Source organism: Pseudoalteromonas sp. S3785 (assembly GCF_005887365.1).
Taxonomy (GTDB): domain Bacteria; phylum Pseudomonadota; class Gammaproteobacteria; order Enterobacterales; family Alteromonadaceae; genus Pseudoalteromonas.
Window position 1 is genome coordinate 30,017 of record NZ_PNCT01000021.1, and the last position, 15,999, is coordinate 46,015.

General features: G+C 42.5%; 17 protein-coding genes. All 17 read left to right on the forward strand.

Translation table 11 applies throughout. The annotated features are described in order from the left end of the window. The first annotated feature begins 3 nt into the window (after nt 1-3). The 17 genes from fliH to cheY all read left to right on the forward strand — a co-directional run bounded on the left by fliH (nt 4) and on the right by cheY (nt 15,991). On the forward strand, nt 4-813 hold the full coding sequence (gene fliH, locus CWC17_RS05725; RefSeq protein ID WP_138612325.1) for a flagellar assembly protein FliH: 810 nt from the start codon (nt 4-6) through the stop codon (nt 811-813). Nucleotides 814-831: 18 nt separating this feature from the next. Continuing rightward, nucleotides 832-2,166: a flagellar protein export ATPase FliI gene (gene fliI, locus CWC17_RS05730; protein WP_096041360.1), complete on the forward strand. Its 1,335-nt coding sequence runs from the start codon at nt 832-834 to the stop codon at nt 2,164-2,166. Then, nucleotides 2,166-2,612: a flagellar export protein FliJ gene (gene fliJ / locus CWC17_RS05735; protein WP_029773801.1), complete on the forward strand. Its 447-nt coding sequence runs from the start codon at nt 2,166-2,168 to the stop codon at nt 2,610-2,612. The genes fliI and fliJ overlap by 1 nt, the downstream gene beginning before the upstream one ends. 89 nt (nt 2,613-2,701) lie before the next feature. Continuing rightward, on the forward strand, nt 2,702-4,687 hold the full coding sequence (locus CWC17_RS05740; protein ID WP_138612326.1) for a flagellar hook-length control protein FliK: 1,986 nt from the start codon (nt 2,702-2,704) through the stop codon (nt 4,685-4,687). A gap of 57 nt (nt 4,688-4,744) precedes the next feature. Further along, nucleotides 4,745-5,278: a flagellar basal body-associated protein FliL gene (fliL, locus tag CWC17_RS05745; protein ID WP_055015924.1), complete on the forward strand. Its 534-nt coding sequence runs from the start codon at nt 4,745-4,747 to the stop codon at nt 5,276-5,278. A 9-nt stretch (nt 5,279-5,287) separates the two neighbouring features. After that, nucleotides 5,288-6,379, forward strand: a complete 1,092-nt coding sequence (gene fliM / locus CWC17_RS05750; RefSeq protein ID WP_055015925.1) for a flagellar motor switch protein FliM — start codon at nt 5,288-5,290, stop codon at nt 6,377-6,379. A 20-nt stretch (nt 6,380-6,399) separates the two neighbouring features. Further along, on the forward strand, nt 6,400-6,798 hold the full coding sequence (fliN, locus tag CWC17_RS05755; RefSeq protein WP_055015926.1) for a flagellar motor switch protein FliN: 399 nt from the start codon (nt 6,400-6,402) through the stop codon (nt 6,796-6,798). Further along, entirely contained in the window at nt 6,795-7,178 is a 384-nt protein-coding gene (gene fliO, locus CWC17_RS05760; protein ID WP_138540821.1) for a flagellar biosynthetic protein FliO, read from the forward strand. The genes fliN and fliO overlap by 4 nt, the downstream gene beginning before the upstream one ends. Nucleotides 7,179-7,182: 4 nt before the next feature. Then, nucleotides 7,183-7,926: a flagellar type III secretion system pore protein FliP gene (gene fliP / locus CWC17_RS05765; RefSeq protein WP_055015928.1), complete on the forward strand. Its 744-nt coding sequence runs from the start codon at nt 7,183-7,185 to the stop codon at nt 7,924-7,926. Between the two features lie 42 nt (nt 7,927-7,968). After that, nucleotides 7,969-8,238, forward strand: coding sequence for a flagellar biosynthesis protein FliQ (gene fliQ / locus CWC17_RS05770; RefSeq protein ID WP_055015929.1), 270 nt, complete (start codon nt 7,969-7,971; stop codon nt 8,236-8,238). A gap of 2 nt (nt 8,239-8,240) precedes the next feature. Then, nucleotides 8,241-9,020 (forward strand): flagellar biosynthetic protein FliR, encoded by a 780-nt coding sequence (gene fliR, locus CWC17_RS05775; protein WP_138612327.1) that lies wholly within the window; start codon nt 8,241-8,243, stop codon nt 9,018-9,020. Between the two features lie 8 nt (nt 9,021-9,028). Then, complete coding sequence (gene flhB, locus CWC17_RS05780; protein ID WP_138540822.1) at nt 9,029-10,162, forward strand: flagellar biosynthesis protein FlhB; 1,134 nt, start codon at nt 9,029-9,031, stop codon at nt 10,160-10,162. 204 nt (nt 10,163-10,366) lie between these two features. Further along, complete coding sequence (flhA, locus tag CWC17_RS05785) at nt 10,367-12,478, forward strand: flagellar biosynthesis protein FlhA (protein ID WP_055015932.1); 2,112 nt, start codon at nt 10,367-10,369, stop codon at nt 12,476-12,478. A 22-nt stretch (nt 12,479-12,500) separates the two neighbouring features. Continuing rightward, nucleotides 12,501-13,976, forward strand: a complete 1,476-nt coding sequence (flhF, locus tag CWC17_RS05790; protein WP_138612328.1) for a flagellar biosynthesis GTPase FlhF — start codon at nt 12,501-12,503, stop codon at nt 13,974-13,976. Then, entirely contained in the window at nt 13,969-14,829 is an 861-nt protein-coding gene (locus tag CWC17_RS05795; RefSeq protein ID WP_054983003.1) for a MinD/ParA family ATP-binding protein, read from the forward strand. The genes flhF and CWC17_RS05795 overlap by 8 nt, the downstream gene beginning before the upstream one ends. A gap of 26 nt (nt 14,830-14,855) precedes the next feature. Continuing rightward, a complete protein-coding gene (locus tag CWC17_RS05800; RefSeq protein ID WP_055018085.1) occupies nt 14,856-15,566 on the forward strand; it encodes an RNA polymerase sigma factor FliA in 711 nt (236 codons plus the stop codon). A gap of 41 nt (nt 15,567-15,607) precedes the next feature. Beyond that, nucleotides 15,608-15,991: a chemotaxis response regulator CheY gene (cheY, locus tag CWC17_RS05805; RefSeq protein ID WP_008132609.1), complete on the forward strand. Its 384-nt coding sequence runs from the start codon at nt 15,608-15,610 to the stop codon at nt 15,989-15,991. The last annotated feature ends 8 nt before the right edge of the window (nt 15,992-15,999 follow it).

The window sequence follows — 15,999 nt, forward strand, 5'->3', positions numbered from 1 at the left end:
GCTATGTCTAAATTAAAAGGTCGCCCTTTACATGCAGATGAAGCTGATGAGCTTTTAAAAAACTGGCCAATACCTGATGTTGCGCCTGATGAGCGTAGTTTTGGCAATCGTTCAACGGCTTTTGGTACACCGCTTTCTGATTTGTATAAAAAAGAAGTCGAAGAAGAAGCCATAGAGGATGAGCAGCCGCAGGAGCCTGAGCTGCCTTCGCTAACTATGGCGGAGCTTGAGCGCATTAGGCAAGATGCTTATGAAGAAGGCTTAAAGCAAGGGCACGAACAAGGTTACATAGATGGCTTTGAAAAAGGCGTTGGTGAAGGCAAAGAAGCAGGTTACAAAGAAGGTGTAGAGCTTGGTAAAACACAAGGCCAAGAAGATGTTAAGCCCTTAATAGAAGAGCAGTTAACCAGCTTGCGTAGTATTATCGATAATCTCAGCGCTCCGCTTGATAAAGTGGACGAAGTGGCAGAAAAGCACTTAGTGCAATTAGCGGTTATGTTGGCAGAAGCTATCACCTACCAAGAAATAAAAACATCGCCCGATGTTATATTACATACACTTAAAAAAAGCATAGATGCATTAAATACTGAGCAAGAAAAAGTTCGCGTGCATTTAAATCCGGACGATTTAGAGCTGGTAAAGCAAAGCTACGGTGAACAAATCATAGCAGAGAATAATTGGCAGCTCATTGCAGAGCCAACCCTTGAGCGCGGCGGTTGCGAAGTTAAAACGCCACAATCATCTTTAGATATGACCCTAAAAACCCGTGTCAAAGAAACGTTGGATAGCTTTTTGCATAATAGCGGTATCTAATCTTTTTTGTGGCGTGTTATGGCAGCTCAACGTGCACCTCTAAGCGAACGCTTAAATCAATACCAACACCATATCGCAGCGTTTAAACCTGCTGTAGCAGGTATTTTAACCCGAGTAGTCGGTTTAACCCTTGAGGCGAAAGGGCTACGTGCGCCTGTAGGCAGCCAATGCAAAATAGAAACTATGTCAGGGTTTGTAGATGCCGAGGTGGTGGGCTTTAGTGAGCAAACTCTATATTTAATGCCTAATGACCACATTTCCGGTGTGTTGCCTGGTGCGCGTGTTATTCCACAAGTAAATGATACCGGCTTGCCCGTTGGTATGAGCCTACTGGGCCGCGTTGTGGATGGCTTAGGTCGCCCGCTTGACGGCCTGGGAAAAATTAACGCCGAACACTATTTAAAGTTTGCACAAAACCCCATAAACCCCCTCGCTAGAAGACCAATCAGCCAACCTATGGACGTAGGTGTAAGGGCTATAAACTCAGTGATTACTGTAGGGCAAGGCCAGCGTATGGGTTTGTTTGCAGGCTCTGGTGTTGGTAAGTCAGTACTCTTAGGTATGATGACCCGCGGCAGTGAAGCCGATGTTATTGTGGTTGGCCTAGTGGGAGAGCGTGGCCGGGAGGTAAAAGAGTTTATTGAAGAAATATTAGGTGTAGAAGGGCGCAAACGCTCTGTTGTGGTAGCCGCTCCTGCTGATGCGTCGCCTCTCATGCGCTTAAAAGGTTGTGAAAGTGCAGTCACCATTGCTGAGTATTTTCGTGATCAAGGTTTAAATGTATTGTTATTGCTCGATTCTGTAACCCGGTACGCCATGGCGCAACGTGAAATAGCGCTTGCGGTTGGCGAGCCCCCTGCGACAAAAGGCTATCCGCCTTCTGTATTTGCCAAATTACCGGCGCTGGTGGAACGAGCGGGAAATGGCGGCGAAGGGCAAGGGTCTATCACTGCGTTTTTTACAGTGCTCAGTGAAGGCGATGATATGCAAGACCCTATAGCCGATGCAGCACGTGCTATTTTAGATGGGCATATTGTACTTTCGCGTGACTTAGCCGATAGCGGTCACTACCCTGCAATAGACATCGAAAAATCAATTTCTCGTGTTATGCCACAAGTGGTATCTGAGCCTCATATGCAGCAGGCCCGCGTATTAAAACAAGTGTATTCAATGTATCAGCAAAATAAAGATATGATCACCTTAGGTGCGTATCAAAAAGGGGCTGATCAAATGCTTGACCAAGCTATTAATATGATGCCGCGCGTTAATGCATTTTTACAGCAAGGCATGCGTGATGTAATAAGCTACGACGATGGTTTACACGGCCTAGCTCAATTACTAGGACAAGCATAATGGCAAAAAATAAGCTCGATTTACTGCTTAAGCTCGAAAACGACAAAGAAGAAAATCTGCGCATGAGCTACTTACAAGCCAATCAAAATTTACAAGCTAACCAACAAAAGCTGCAAGGGTTAAATAACTTTAGATTAGAATACTCTCAGCAATTACATGTGAAAGGAAAGTCCGGTTTATCAAGCGCGGGCTTTGGCCAGTACCATGCCTTTATAGCAAAAATTGAAGAAGCAATTCGCCAGCAAGCCAGTACGGTAAATACTGCTAAGCAAGTTGTATCACAGCGTAAAGCTTTGTGGTTAAAGCAGCAGGTAAAAGCAAAAGCCGTGGCAAAACTAATTGAAAAACAAAACCTAAAAGCGGCGGCGTTAATGGCAAAAAGTGAGCAAAAAATGCTGGACGAGTTTTCTGCTAATCAATTTTTTCAGCGCCGTAAAAGTTTATAACTCTGGCGCGTTTATTGCTTTATTGGTAGGTGGTAATTAATTTTGGCAAAGTGCGGTGGTAACTTGCCGCAGTGCTGTGTAGGTGAATTATGGCAATAAACGATATTTCAATGTTGGCAACAGCTGAAAAAGACTCTTTTTTAGCATTTAAAGACAATAACTTACCTGCAGGTAACGAATCTGGTGATGCTTTTTTAAGCCAGCTACAAGATGCAGACAAACCCTTTGTGTTGCCTGCTAATTCTGAGGCTACTAACCAAACAGGTTCTTTATTGCCATCTGATGATAAGCAGCTAGCCAATGGCAAAAAACCGACAGATTCATCGAGTGATGACACACAAGATACGCTATTATCTGGCGACAGCGTTTTAGCACAAATAAACTCCTCGCAAGTGATTGACGTAAGTGTAAAAAAACACGGCAGCAGCGATAGTGACTTTAGCGAATTAAGTGCACAAAAGAGTGATAAAAGTGTTAGCTTTTTAGCTTCGCAATTAGGTGAAACTAATGAAGCCGATGCCATAACGACTAAAGCCGATGATACTCTTTTAACTGATAATAGTAGCAACGGCAAAAAAGGCGCGTTTACAAACGCTGAGCTTGAACCTAAAGCGACTAAGCAAAGCGCTATAGAAAATTTAGCCCCTTCGTTAAAAAATGAGAGCCTAGCAAGTAGTGCCGCTAAAAACCCAATAGCAGAAGCAGTGCAAACACAAATCAATAAAACTAATAGCAATGCGGCTCTTGTAAATAGTGACGGTGAAGGTGCTGAAAATACAAAAGCGCCGGGCACTGCGCCAAATGCTGAAGGTGCGCTACCTATAAGCGATGCAGACATAGAGCAATTAGCCAAAGAACTGACTCGTACATCTACGCAATCAGAGCTATCAACGACATCTAAAGTACTGAACTCATTAAGCGAAGCGCAACGTGCACAGTTAAACGAGCAAGTTAAAAACTCATTTACTGAAACCACGCCAAGTGAAGGTGATGATCGCGCAAGCACTATTAAACAATTACTTACAGAGTTTGTCGTACAAAACGAAAAACAGACAAGCACGCGCAGTGAGCTAATTCAATCTCAGTTAAAAAGCTTAAATAGCGATGAAAAGCAGGCACTACTTAGTCAATTAAAAAGCTATGTGAGTAACGAGCAACCGACAGGTGAGACGCTCAAAAAAGTAAATGAAACAATAAGCAACTTACAAACTATGCTTGATACGCAGCTTAGTGAGAGCAAAGCGCAAAGTGTCTCAAGCTCTGCAAATGCGGCTTTAAATGCACAGCAAGCTAGTAATGCTGCAATGAGTGCGAGTACACCGCAAAATAAAGCCATGATTAATGCTGAACCCCCTTCTAGTATTGAACAAGGCGCTGTAATTCCAAAAGAGTTAAACACCTTAGAAGCCGAGCAGGAAGGCTTACTTAAAGAGGCTAAAACAAGTACTGGTTTGCCCCGTGTAGCCCAGGTGTTTACGCTGATAACCGATGGAATGAATAACACGCAGGCACAAATAAATGCTCAGTACGACAGCGCTCGTTATGAGCAGTCTATTTTAGAGAGCCAAGCTATACAGTCGCAGCAATTACAAAGTAGTACCGCGCAGGTTAAGCAGGTGAATATAGATGCAAGTATGATGCAGGCTATTAATATTGTTAAAAGTGATGCAGCTAAAATGCTTCAAGAGCGTGTATCTTCAATGCTAAGTATTAGCAATAAAGAAGCTGAAATTCGCTTAGATCCACCAGAAATGGGTAGTATGCAAATTCGTATCAGAAGTGATGCAGAGCAAGCACAAATAAATTTTGTGGTGCAAAATCAGCAAGCTAAAGAAGCACTCGAACAATCAATGCCGCGTTTACGTGAAATGTTAGCCGAGCAGGGCATTGATTTAGGGGAAAGCTCTATTTCTTATGGGCAATCAGGTAATGAGCAAAGCGATGAAGGCGAGGGGCACTCGCAAGGTCAATCGGCTAATAAAAATACACAGCACGATAAAAATGATGAGCAAGATGGGGGTAACCCACAAAGTTCTCGACAACAAACTTCATCATCAATAGATTACTATGCCTAAGTACTGCTATTATAATAACTAAAACAAGCAAGTACCTTTGCTAAAAAAGGAATCACAATGGCCGAAGAAACAAGTTTAGAAATAGAAGAAACCGGTAAAAGCAAAAAAAAGCTGATCATAATCATAGTGGCAGTGCTGCTTGTTGTTGGCGGTGGTGCTGGCTATTTTTTTATGGCGGGCGATGATGCACCCGTTGAAACATTAGATGAAGAGACAACAACCGCAGCGCAAAGCGACTCGGCCGCTCCTTCAGGCTCTTCAGCTGAAATGGGCAGTGCTTTGTATGTTGCTATGCCAAGACCCTTCGTATTTAATGTACCTGGGTCAAGCAGAGATAGAATTGTACAAATTAAAGTGCAGTTACTTGTGCGTGGCGATGTAAATGAAGAAACCGCTAAAAAGCACATCCCTTTAATTGAAGGCACCTTATTAAGCGTGTTTTCAACCACCACCGCTGATGAGCTCAGCACAAGTGCCGGCAAAGAAACACTGCGCTTTACAGCGCTCGAAAAAGTGCAAGCCGCATTGAATGATGTTGAAGGCACGAAAGTAATTGAGCGGGTATTATTTACCGGCTTTGTGATGCAATAAGGGGCTAGCGTGAGCGATTTATTATCCCAAGACGAAATTGATGCACTCTTACACGGCGTTGATGAAGTCGAAGAGGAAGATATACACGAAGGTGAAGACAGCGAAGGCAGTACACTACAGTACGACTTTTCTTCGCAAGATCGGATCGTGCGTGGTCGCATGCCGACCCTGGAAATTGTTAACGAGCGGTTTGCTCGTCATATGCGAATAAGCTTATTTAACATGATGCGCCGCACCGCAGAGGTGTCGATTAATGGCGTACAAATGATTAAATTTGGCGAATATATTCATACCTTATTTGTGCCAACAAGTTTAAATATGGTGCGTTTTAGACCGCTAAAAGGCACTGGCCTCATTACCATGGAAGCACGACTTGTGTTTATTTTGGTAGATAACTTTTTTGGTGGTGATGGACGTTACCATGCAAAAATTGAAGGCCGCGAATTTACCCCTACCGAACGCCGAATTGTGCAAATGCTACTAAAAATTATCTTTGAAGATTACAAAGAAGCATGGGCGCCAGTTATGGACGTATCGTTTGAATACCTCGATTCTGAAGTGAACCCAGCAATGGCTAATATTGTGAGCCCTACTGAGGTTGTGGTTATTAGCTCTTTCCATATTGAATTAGATGGCGGTGGTGGCGATTTTCACATTGCACTACCCTACTCAATGCTTGAGCCAATTAGAGAGCTGCTTGATGCGGGTGTGCAATCGGATACAGAAGATACCGACTTGCGTTGGAGCAAAGCGTTACGCGATGAAATTATGGATGTTGAAGTTGATTTGTCAACACAGCTTCTTGAGGTTGACTTGTCGCTCAAGCAGATAATGGAACTTAAAGCGGGCGATATTATTCCGGTAGAAATGCCAGAGCATATTACGGTATTTGTTGAAGAGTTACCTACATTTAGAGCTAAAATGGGTCGCTCTCGCGATAACGTTGCGCTGCAAATTAGTGAAAAAATTAAACGTCCTGATTCAGTTAAATCTGAGCTGCATGTATTTACCAAAGGCGGCAAGAAAATTGATTCAGATGCAGAATTAGCAGAACTAGAAGATGATCTACACCTTTCTGACGGTGTAGACTTAGACTGGTAATTGATTAAAAGGTTAAAAGTATGAGCGATGATCAAGACACAATGGACGAATGGGCAGCAGCCCTAGCTGAAGCCGAAGGCGGTGATGATGGCGCAGAGGCGCAAGTTGCCGAGCTTGATGAGTTAAGTGATGATAAACATGAACTTAGCGGCGACGAAAAACGCAAACTCGATACAATTTTAGATATTCCTGTAACAATTTCTATGGAAGTAGGGCGTTCTAAAATAAATATCCGTAATTTATTGCAGCTAAACCAAGGCTCTGTTGTTGAGCTTGACCGCGTAGCAGGTGAACCATTAGATGTACTGGTAAATGGTACGCTCATTGCCCATGGGGAAGTGGTTGTAGTAAACGATAAGTTTGGTATTCGTTTAACGGACGTTATTAGCCAGGTAGAGCGGATCAAAAAATTACGATGAATACACTTGTAGCTTTAACCAGCTCAGTATTTACCAAAGCAGACGCCGTAACGCCTACGGCCGATATTTTGTCTATGGTGCTGTCGTTGATAATGGTGCTAGTACTGATTGTGGTGCTGGCATTTTTTGTTAAAAAGCTCAATCCAAACTTAGCCAATAGCGACGAGTTTAAAGTAGTGCGAAGTTTACCACTTGGCTCGCGAGAGCGGTTAATGGTGGTTGAAATAGATAATGCACAGCATTTATTAGGGGTGACCCCACACAGCATTAACTACTTACATAAACTTGAAACGCCGTTAAGTGAAAAAGAATTGCCAGAACTTGCTAAACGATTTAGCAAACTACTTAACCCGCAAACGAATCAAAATAAAAAGAATTAACCCTATGATAAAGTGGCTGCTGATTATTTTAGCTATGTTATTTGTACCTGCTGCAAGCAGTGCACAGGGCATAGACGCACTAACTATTACAACCAATGCCGACGGGACGCAAGATTACTCTGTAACCTTGCAAGTACTGGCTATTATGACGGCGCTGAGCTTTATTCCTGCCGCCATAATTATGATGACCTCGTTTACCCGTATTATTGTTGTACTGGCCATTTTGCGCCAAGCCATTGGTTTACAATCAACACCTTCAAACCAAGTTTTATTAGGGATGTCGCTATTTTTAAGTATTTTTATTATGGCGCCTATTTATCAGCAAGTTAATGAGCGCGCTATAGAACCCTACTTAAATGAGCAAGTTACTTCGGTACAAGCATTAGAGCTTGCAAAAGAGCCAATGAAAGCCTTTATGCTCTCGCAGGTGCGATTAAAAGACTTAGAAACGTTTGCCAAAATAGCAGGTTATGAGCAGCTTGACTCGCCAGAGGCTACGCCGCTAATTGTGTTAATACCTGCGTTTGTGACCAGTGAACTGCAAACTGCGTTTATTATTGGTTTTATGTTTTTTATCCCTTTTTTAATAGTCGATTTGGTGGTTGCCTCAGTATTAATGGCCATGGGTATGATGATGCTCTCGCCCATGATTGTGTCTTTACCTTTTAAAATAATGCTATTTGTACTGGTTGACGGCTGGAGCCTTGTAATGGGTACGCTCGCTAAAAGCTTTGGTTTAGGGACATAAACCATGTTTTACATTCGCACTTTTAAACATTAGGGGTACAACATGGAACCGGAAATTTTTGTTGATATTCTCAGTGATGCACTGTTTTTAGTGATTAAACTGGTTTCAGCTATTGTGGTACCTGGTTTACTTGTAGGGTTAGTGGTGGCGGTGTTTCAGGCGGCAACCTCCATTAACGAACAAACCTTAAGCTTTTTACCGCGTTTATTAATTACCATAGGGGCACTTATTGTTGGCGGACACTGGCTAACCCAAGAGCTAATGGACTTTTTTAACCGCCTAGTATTACTCATTCCTGAAATTGCAGGCTAACTGTGGAATTTCCTTTTTCTGTTGTTATTCAATGGTTAAGTGATTTCTTACTGCCTCTAGTTCGCATCAGCTCAATGATCATGATTATGGCGGGCTTAGGCGCACAAAACGTACCTACACGCATTAAGATGGGGTTAGCGGTAGTGGTTACGTTTTTAGTTGTGCCTGCGCTGCCCCCTGCAACATTTACTAACTTATTTTCTTTTGAAATGGTGCTGGTGGTCATTCAGCAAATGTTGATAGGTGTTGCGATAGGGTTCGCTTCTACACTTATGCTAAATACTTTTGTGCTTGCTGGACAAATACTAGCAATGCAAACCGGTTTGGGCTTTGCTTCCGTTATTGACCCCTCAAATGGTGCAAGTGTGCCCGCAGTTGGCCAGTTTTATTTAATTTTAGCGACCTTGTTATTTTTTGTTTTTAATGGTCATTTAATGATGATTCAAATGGTGGTGCATAGCTTTAAAGTATTACCGATCGACGGGACCTGGTGGGCTGTAGATCATTACTGGGACATAGTAACGTGGGGCAGCTGGATGTTTACCACAGCACTGGTATTGGCTTTAGCGCCTCTTACTGCCATGCTCATCATTAATATTTCATTTGGTATTATGACGCGTGCAGCACCGCAGTTAAATATTTTCTCAATAGGTTTCCCGTTCACATTAGTTGCCGGTTTGATGATTATTTGGGCCACCTTAGGCAATTTTGTTACCCAGTTTGAATTTCAGTGGTTAAAAATGATTGAGCTTATGTGCAGCCTAGTTGGCTGTACGGTGTAGGAGGGGCGATGGCTGAAGATTCAGGACAAGAAAAAACAGAAGAACCCACCTCCAAAAAGCTCGAAGACGCTAAAAAGAAAGGGCAAATAGCGCGTTCAAAAGAGCTAGGTACTATGTTTGTACTTATTTTTTCTGCCATTTCGTTATTGTTGTATGGCCCAGAAATAGGCAAAGGTTTGTACAATATTATGGGGAGAATGCTGTCTTTAAACCGCACTGAGACTTACGATACCACTAAAATGTTTGCGGTGTGGAGTGAGGTGGCCAGTGCGCTGCTGTTTCCTATGGCGATGTTTGTTTTAATTATTGTAATTGCGGCCTTTATTGGTAATACCTTACTCGGCGGCTTTAATTTTAGCTGGGAAGCTGCAGCACCTAAGCCTAGTAAAATGTCGCCAATGAAAGGCTTTAAACGCATGTTTGGCCCTCAAGCTGCCATAGAGCTGGTAAAATCCATATTAAAGTTTGCGCTGGTGGCTATTTTTGCGGTGTTTTTAATCCAAACTTTTTTTGATGAGATTTTACATTTAAGTATTGAAAGTGCACCGAGCAATATAATTCATGCCCTTGAAATACTCTCGTGGATGTTTTTAGGCTTGTCGTGCACTTTGGTGATTATTGCCGCAATAGATGCCCCTTATCAAAGTTATAACCACAACAAACAACTTAAAATGACCATGCAGGAGATCAAAGACGAGTACAAAAACTCAGAAGGTGATCCGCAAATTAAAGCGCGTATTAGACAAACACAAAGGCAAATGTCGCAGCGAAGAATGATGCAAGATGTCCCCGATGCCGACGTAATTGTAACCAACCCTACCCACTATTCTGTAGCGCTAAAATACGATACTGAGCGTGCAGGTGCGCCGATTGTACTTGCCAAAGGGATAGATGAAATGGCTATGCAAATTCGTAAAATAGCCAAAGGTAACGAAGTACCGATTGTGGAATCCCCAATGCTTACGCGGGCACTTTACCATACCGCGGAAGTAGGCCAGCAAATACCTGATCAATTATTTACGGCGGTAGCACAGGTTTTAGCTTATGTATTTCAGCTTAAACGCTTTAAAAAAGGACGTGGTAAACGACCTATTCCGCTTAAGTCTAAACTGCCTATACCCGATGACTTCAAATACGATTAGAGTGTGTTGAGCTAACTACACTTTAAGGGGGCGCCTTGGTAAATACCAACACGCCACTGCAAATTCAAACCAAAATGCCAATACAATCTTGTCTCTAACCAGCTTTAAAATTTGCATCAATAATCAATGAATCTATTGCGGGCTCTATACTTGGAATAGTTATTGCAAATTCAGGCCAGTGTCAATTTATTGAATTGTAGAGTTATGGATTTTAAAGCGGTATTACAACAACTTAACAAAGACAAAAAAGAGTATGCCAAAGGCGTAGGCACACCGCTTTTAGTACTTGCAGCGCTGGGTATGGTTATTTTACCGCTGCCACCATTTCTTCTTGATATCTTATTTTCATTTAATATTGCCCTTGCTTTGGTTGTTTTACTGGTGACGGTTTACACCATGAAACCGCTCGAATTTGGCATGTTTCCCGCGGTATTGTTAATCGCTACTATAATGCGTTTAGCCCTCAACGTTGCCAGTACGCGAGTTGTGCTTCTTGAGGGGCATAACGGGGGGGATGCCGCTGGTAAAGTAATTGAAGCATTTGGCTCAGTGGTAATTGGCGGGAACTACGCGGTTGGTTTAGTGGTGTTTTTAATCCTTATCATCATAAACTTTGTTGTAATAACCAAAGGTGCTGGGCGTATCTCGGAAGTATCAGCTCGTTTCACGCTAGATGCTATGCCGGGTAAACAAATGGCGATAGATGCCGACTTAAACGCTGGCTTTATTAGTGCAGAGCAAGCACGTGAGCGCCGTAGCGAAGTAACCCGAGAAGCTGACTTTTATGGCTCTATGGATGGGGCGAGCAAGTTTGTAAAAGGCGATGCCATTGCCGGTATCGTGATATTAATTATTAATATTGTTGGCGGTTTATTTGTGGGTATGATACAGCATGACTTGAGCTTTAGCCGCGCAATGGAGGTGTATACTTTACTTACCATAGGTGACGGCCTTGTTGCACAGCTTCCTTCATTACTGCTCTCTATTGGTACTGCTATTGTTGTTACCCGCCAAAACGAATCGCATAACATGGGTGAACAATTTAAAACCCAGTTAGGTAACGAAAAATCTTTATTTATTGCCTCAGGTATTTTGATCATTATGGGTTTAGTCCCGGGTATGCCTCACATTGCCTTTTTAAGTTTAGGGGCATTACTTGGCTACTTAGCTTACTTTACGCAACAGCAAAAACTAAAAGCCGCCGCATTAGCAGAGCAAGAAGCACAAAGTGGTGCTGCACCTGGTACTGGTGTAGCGAATAAACAAGAACAAAAAGAGCTTGGCTGGGACGATGTACAACAAATAGATGTAATAGGTTTAGAAGTTGGTTACAGACTTATCCCACTGGTTGATCAATCTCAAGGTGGTGAGCTGCTCAACCGCATTAAAGGGGTGCGTAAAAAGTTATCTCAAGAGCTTGGTTTTTTGGTGCCACCTGTGCATATACGCGATAACCTAGAATTAGACCCTAATGCATACCGCATCACCATGATGGGTGTTTCAAGTGGTGAAGGCGAACTAAAACATGGCGATGAACTGGCCATCAATCCTGGACAAGTCTTTGGTCCTATTAAAGGGGTTGAAACCAAAGATCCTGCGTTTGGCTTAGATGCGGTATGGATAAAGCCAGATCAAAAAGACGAAGCACAATCACTTGGTTATACCGTGGTTGACTCAGCCACTGTAGTAGCCACTCACATTAGTCAATTACTAACAAACAGTGCTGCATTATTGCTAGGCCATGAGGAGGTTCAAAACCTACTTGATATGCTAGCTAAAAGTCATCCACGTTTAGTCGAAGGCCTAGTGCCAGAAGTGCTACCCCTGACAACCGTTGTAAAAGTGCTGCAGAATTTATTAAACGAAGGTGTGGCTATTCGTGATATGCGCTCTATTGTTCAAACCCTTGTAGAGTACGGACCACGTAGCCAAGATGCAGATGTATTAACCGCTGCAGTGCGTATTTCGCTGCGCCGTTTAATCGTACAAGACGCTGTGGGCATGTCATCAGAAATCCCTGTCATAACCTTGGCGCCTGAGTTGGAACAGATGTTGCATCAGTCATTACAAAATGCAGGCGACGAAGGTGCCGGAATAGAACCAAGCCTTGCTGAGCGACTTCAAACATCATTAAACGAAGCGCATCAGAATCAAGAAATGGCCGGAGAACCTTCAATATTGCTAACGTCAGGAATGTTACGCACTGTGTTATCTCGTTTTGTTAAGTACACCATACCGGGTTTAAGGGTGATGTCTTATCAAGAGGTACCAGATGAAAGACAGATCAAGATTGTCAGCTCAGTAGGCCAACAATAAAGATTTTAACAGGGGTTGAACCATGAAGATTAAACGTTTTTTTGCTAAAGATATGCGCACCGCACTGAAAGAAGTTAAAGATGAGTTAGGTGTTGATGCCGTTATTATGTCGAACAAAAAACTCGCTAATGGTGTAGAAATTGTTGCCGCAGTAGATTATGACAAAGCAGCCCCTAAAGCCGCAGCGCAACCACAGGCAGCGCCAGCTCCTCAAAGAGCTGTTCAACAAAACGCTCATAACTTTGTAAAGCCAGAGCCGCAGCGTGCGCAACCTGAGCCACAAGCGGCAGTCGCCGATAGCTTACAAGCATTATTGGAGCGTCAGTCGCCGCGTCCTCGCTCTCCTGAGCTTGCTTCTATGTTTTCGCAATCAGGTATTGATACATCTGAGCATTATCAAGAGCCTGCACAGCCACGTACTACAAATATGTTTGCACGCGAAAATGAAGCGCCAAAACGCATGCAAACCCAAGCTGACAGCTTAGGCTTTGATGACCTAGATCAAGATTTTGACGAGCTAGATACGCCGGTTGCACCGCGTAGCCAAGCTAATAATAACGAAAGCGCTCAAATGAGCGCAATGCGTGATGAAATGAACGCAATTCGCCAGTTACTAGAGCACCAAGTATCGGGTTTAATGCAGCAAGATATGGCGCGTCGCGACCCAACACGTGCATGCATGATTGATCGGTTAGTTGCCATGGGGATAGATAAAGACGTTGCAGAGCAAATGGCGTGTTTTATTCCTGATGACGTATCGCGCCAGCAAGGTTGGAAGGCATTATTACAAATGGTTGAAGATCAAATGCAGACCACCAATAATGAAATTCTTCGCCAAGGTGGTGTGTACGCACTTGTAGGGCCTACTGGTGTAGGTAAAACAACCACAGTTGCTAAACTTGCAGCATTAGGGGCACAAAAATATGGCGCCGACAAAGTCGCCCTTATAACGACAGATACTTACAGAATAGGTGCTTATGAGCAGCTTGCTACGTATGGCCGTATTATTGGTTGTGGTGTTAAACAAGTAAAAGATGCCAATGAATTAGCTGAAGTTTTATATCATTTACGTAATAAGCGTCTAGTATTAATTGATACAGCGGGTATGAGTCAACGTGATTTACGCTTAACTGAACAGCTAAACACCTTAATGCGTAACCAACGAGTAGATATACGTAGTTATTTAGTATTAAGTGCTACTGCACAAATAAATGTTCTACAAGAAACGGTGAGACATTTTAAAAAGGTTCAGCTAAGCGGTTGTATTTTCACTAAGTTAGATGAATCATTAAGTTTAGGTGAGATTATTAGTATAGCGATTCAAAATCGTCTTCCGATAGGGTATCTTACTAATGGTCAGCGTGTACCAGAAGATATTCGCGTTGCAAATGCTGAAAAACTAGTAAAAAAAGCTGAGCAATTGTATTTAAAAAGAGCAAAAGCACAACATTCAAGGCACCAAGCGGTGGCGCCAAGCACAGTAGGGATGTATGATTAACACAGTATTAGATCAAGCAAGCGGCCTGCGCAAAATGAGTCAAAACAATAACAACGGCGTAAAAGTTATCGCTGTCACCGGCGGTAAAGGCGGGGTGGGTAAAACCAACGTCTCATTAAATACTGCGATTGCTTTAGGACAGCAGGGTAATCGTGTATTAGTATTAGATGCCGATTTAGGCCTAGCTAATTGTGATGTAATGCTAGGACTACGTGTTGAAAAAAACTTATCTCATGTCCTTTCGGGTGAGTGCGAACTTGATGAGATTTTAGTTGAAGGCCCAGGCGGCATTAAAATAGTGCCTGCTACATCCGGCTCGCAAAGTATGGTGGAGCTAACCCCTTCTGAGCATGCGGGCTTAATTCGTGCCTTTAGTGAGCTTAATACAGAATTTGATATTTTAATTGTAGATACCGCCGCCGGTATTTCTGACATGGTGCTGAGCTTTTCTCGTGCAGCCCAAGATGTAATGGTTGTTGTGTGCGACGAGCCGACCTCTATTACTGATGCTTACGCGCTTATTAAAGTACTTAGCCGCGAGCATGGCGTTTATAAATTTAAGATTGTTGCTAACATGGTGCGCAGCATGCGTGAGGGACAAGAACTTTTTGCCAAGCTGTCAAAAGTAACTGACCGTTTTTTAGATGTGTCAATGGAACTTGTTGCGACCATCCCATATGATGAAAATATGCGTAAATCTACGCGTAAGCAAAAAGTCATTGTCGATCTTTTCCCTAACTCACCAGCAGCAGTCGCGTTTAAAACATTAGCGACAAAAGCAGTAAAGTGGCCTATACCTAATCAACCTTCAGGGCATTTAGAATTTTTCATTGAGAAGCTAGTAAACGGCTGATTATGACAACTTCGGTGAAAAGAGCTATGGGATATCAATCAACACAAAATTTAAATGTGATTGTTGAAAAGCATGCGTCGCTTGTCAAAAAAGTGGCGTGTCATTTGATAGCTCGTCTTCCTCCTAGCGTTCAGCTCGATGATTTAATTCAATCAGGAATGATAGGCCTTATTGAGGCCTCAAAAAACTTTGATGCCAGTAAAGGAGCAAGCTTTGAAACGTTTGCGGGTATTCGCATTCGCGGCGCTATGCTCGATGAAATGCGCAGGGGTGACTGGGCTCCTCGCTCGGTGCACCGTAAAAGCAGATTAGTCGCCGAAACCATCACAGAATTAGAAAATAGCTTAAATAGAGAGCCAAAAGATACTGAAGTAGCTGAAAAACTTGATATTTCGCTAGAAGAATACCATCATATTTTAAATGATGTTAATTCCAGTAAAGTGCTAGGTATAGATGACCTTGGGGTAGATGAAGATGTTATTAGCCCTGCAGGTCAAGATTTAGCGCTAGACAAACCATTTAATAATGTTAAAAATGAACGGTTTAATAATTCATTGTTAGAGGCGATAAAGTCTTTACCAGAGCGTGATGCGATGGTGCTTTCTTTGTATTACAACGATGAAATGAATTTAAAAGAAATTGGGCATATACTCGATGTAAGTGAATCGCGTGTAAGTCAGATACATGGTCAGGCGATGATTAAGCTCAAAGCAAAAATCAATGACTGGATAAACTAGTAGTAAGTAAATTATAGGTTAAGACCTCACCGGAGGATGTTTTGGATAAAAACATGAAAATTCTTGTTGTTGATGATTTTTCTACAATGAGACGTATTATAAAAAATCTGTTGCGTGACCTAGGGTTCACGAATGTTCAAGAAGCTGATGATGGCTCTACAGCATTACCTATGTTGCAAAATCAGGTTTTTGACTTTGTAGTAACCGATTGGAATATGCCAGGGATGCAGGGTATTGACTTGCTACGAGCTATTCGAGCTGATGATAAATTAAAACATATTCCGGTTTTAATGGTGACAGCAGAAGCTAAAAAAGAACAAATAATAGCGGCAGCGCAAGCAGGTGTTAATGGTTACATTGTTAAGCCATTTACTGCAGGTACTTTGAAAACTAAATTAGAAAAAGTGTTTGAACGCTTAGGTTAATGAGAGGA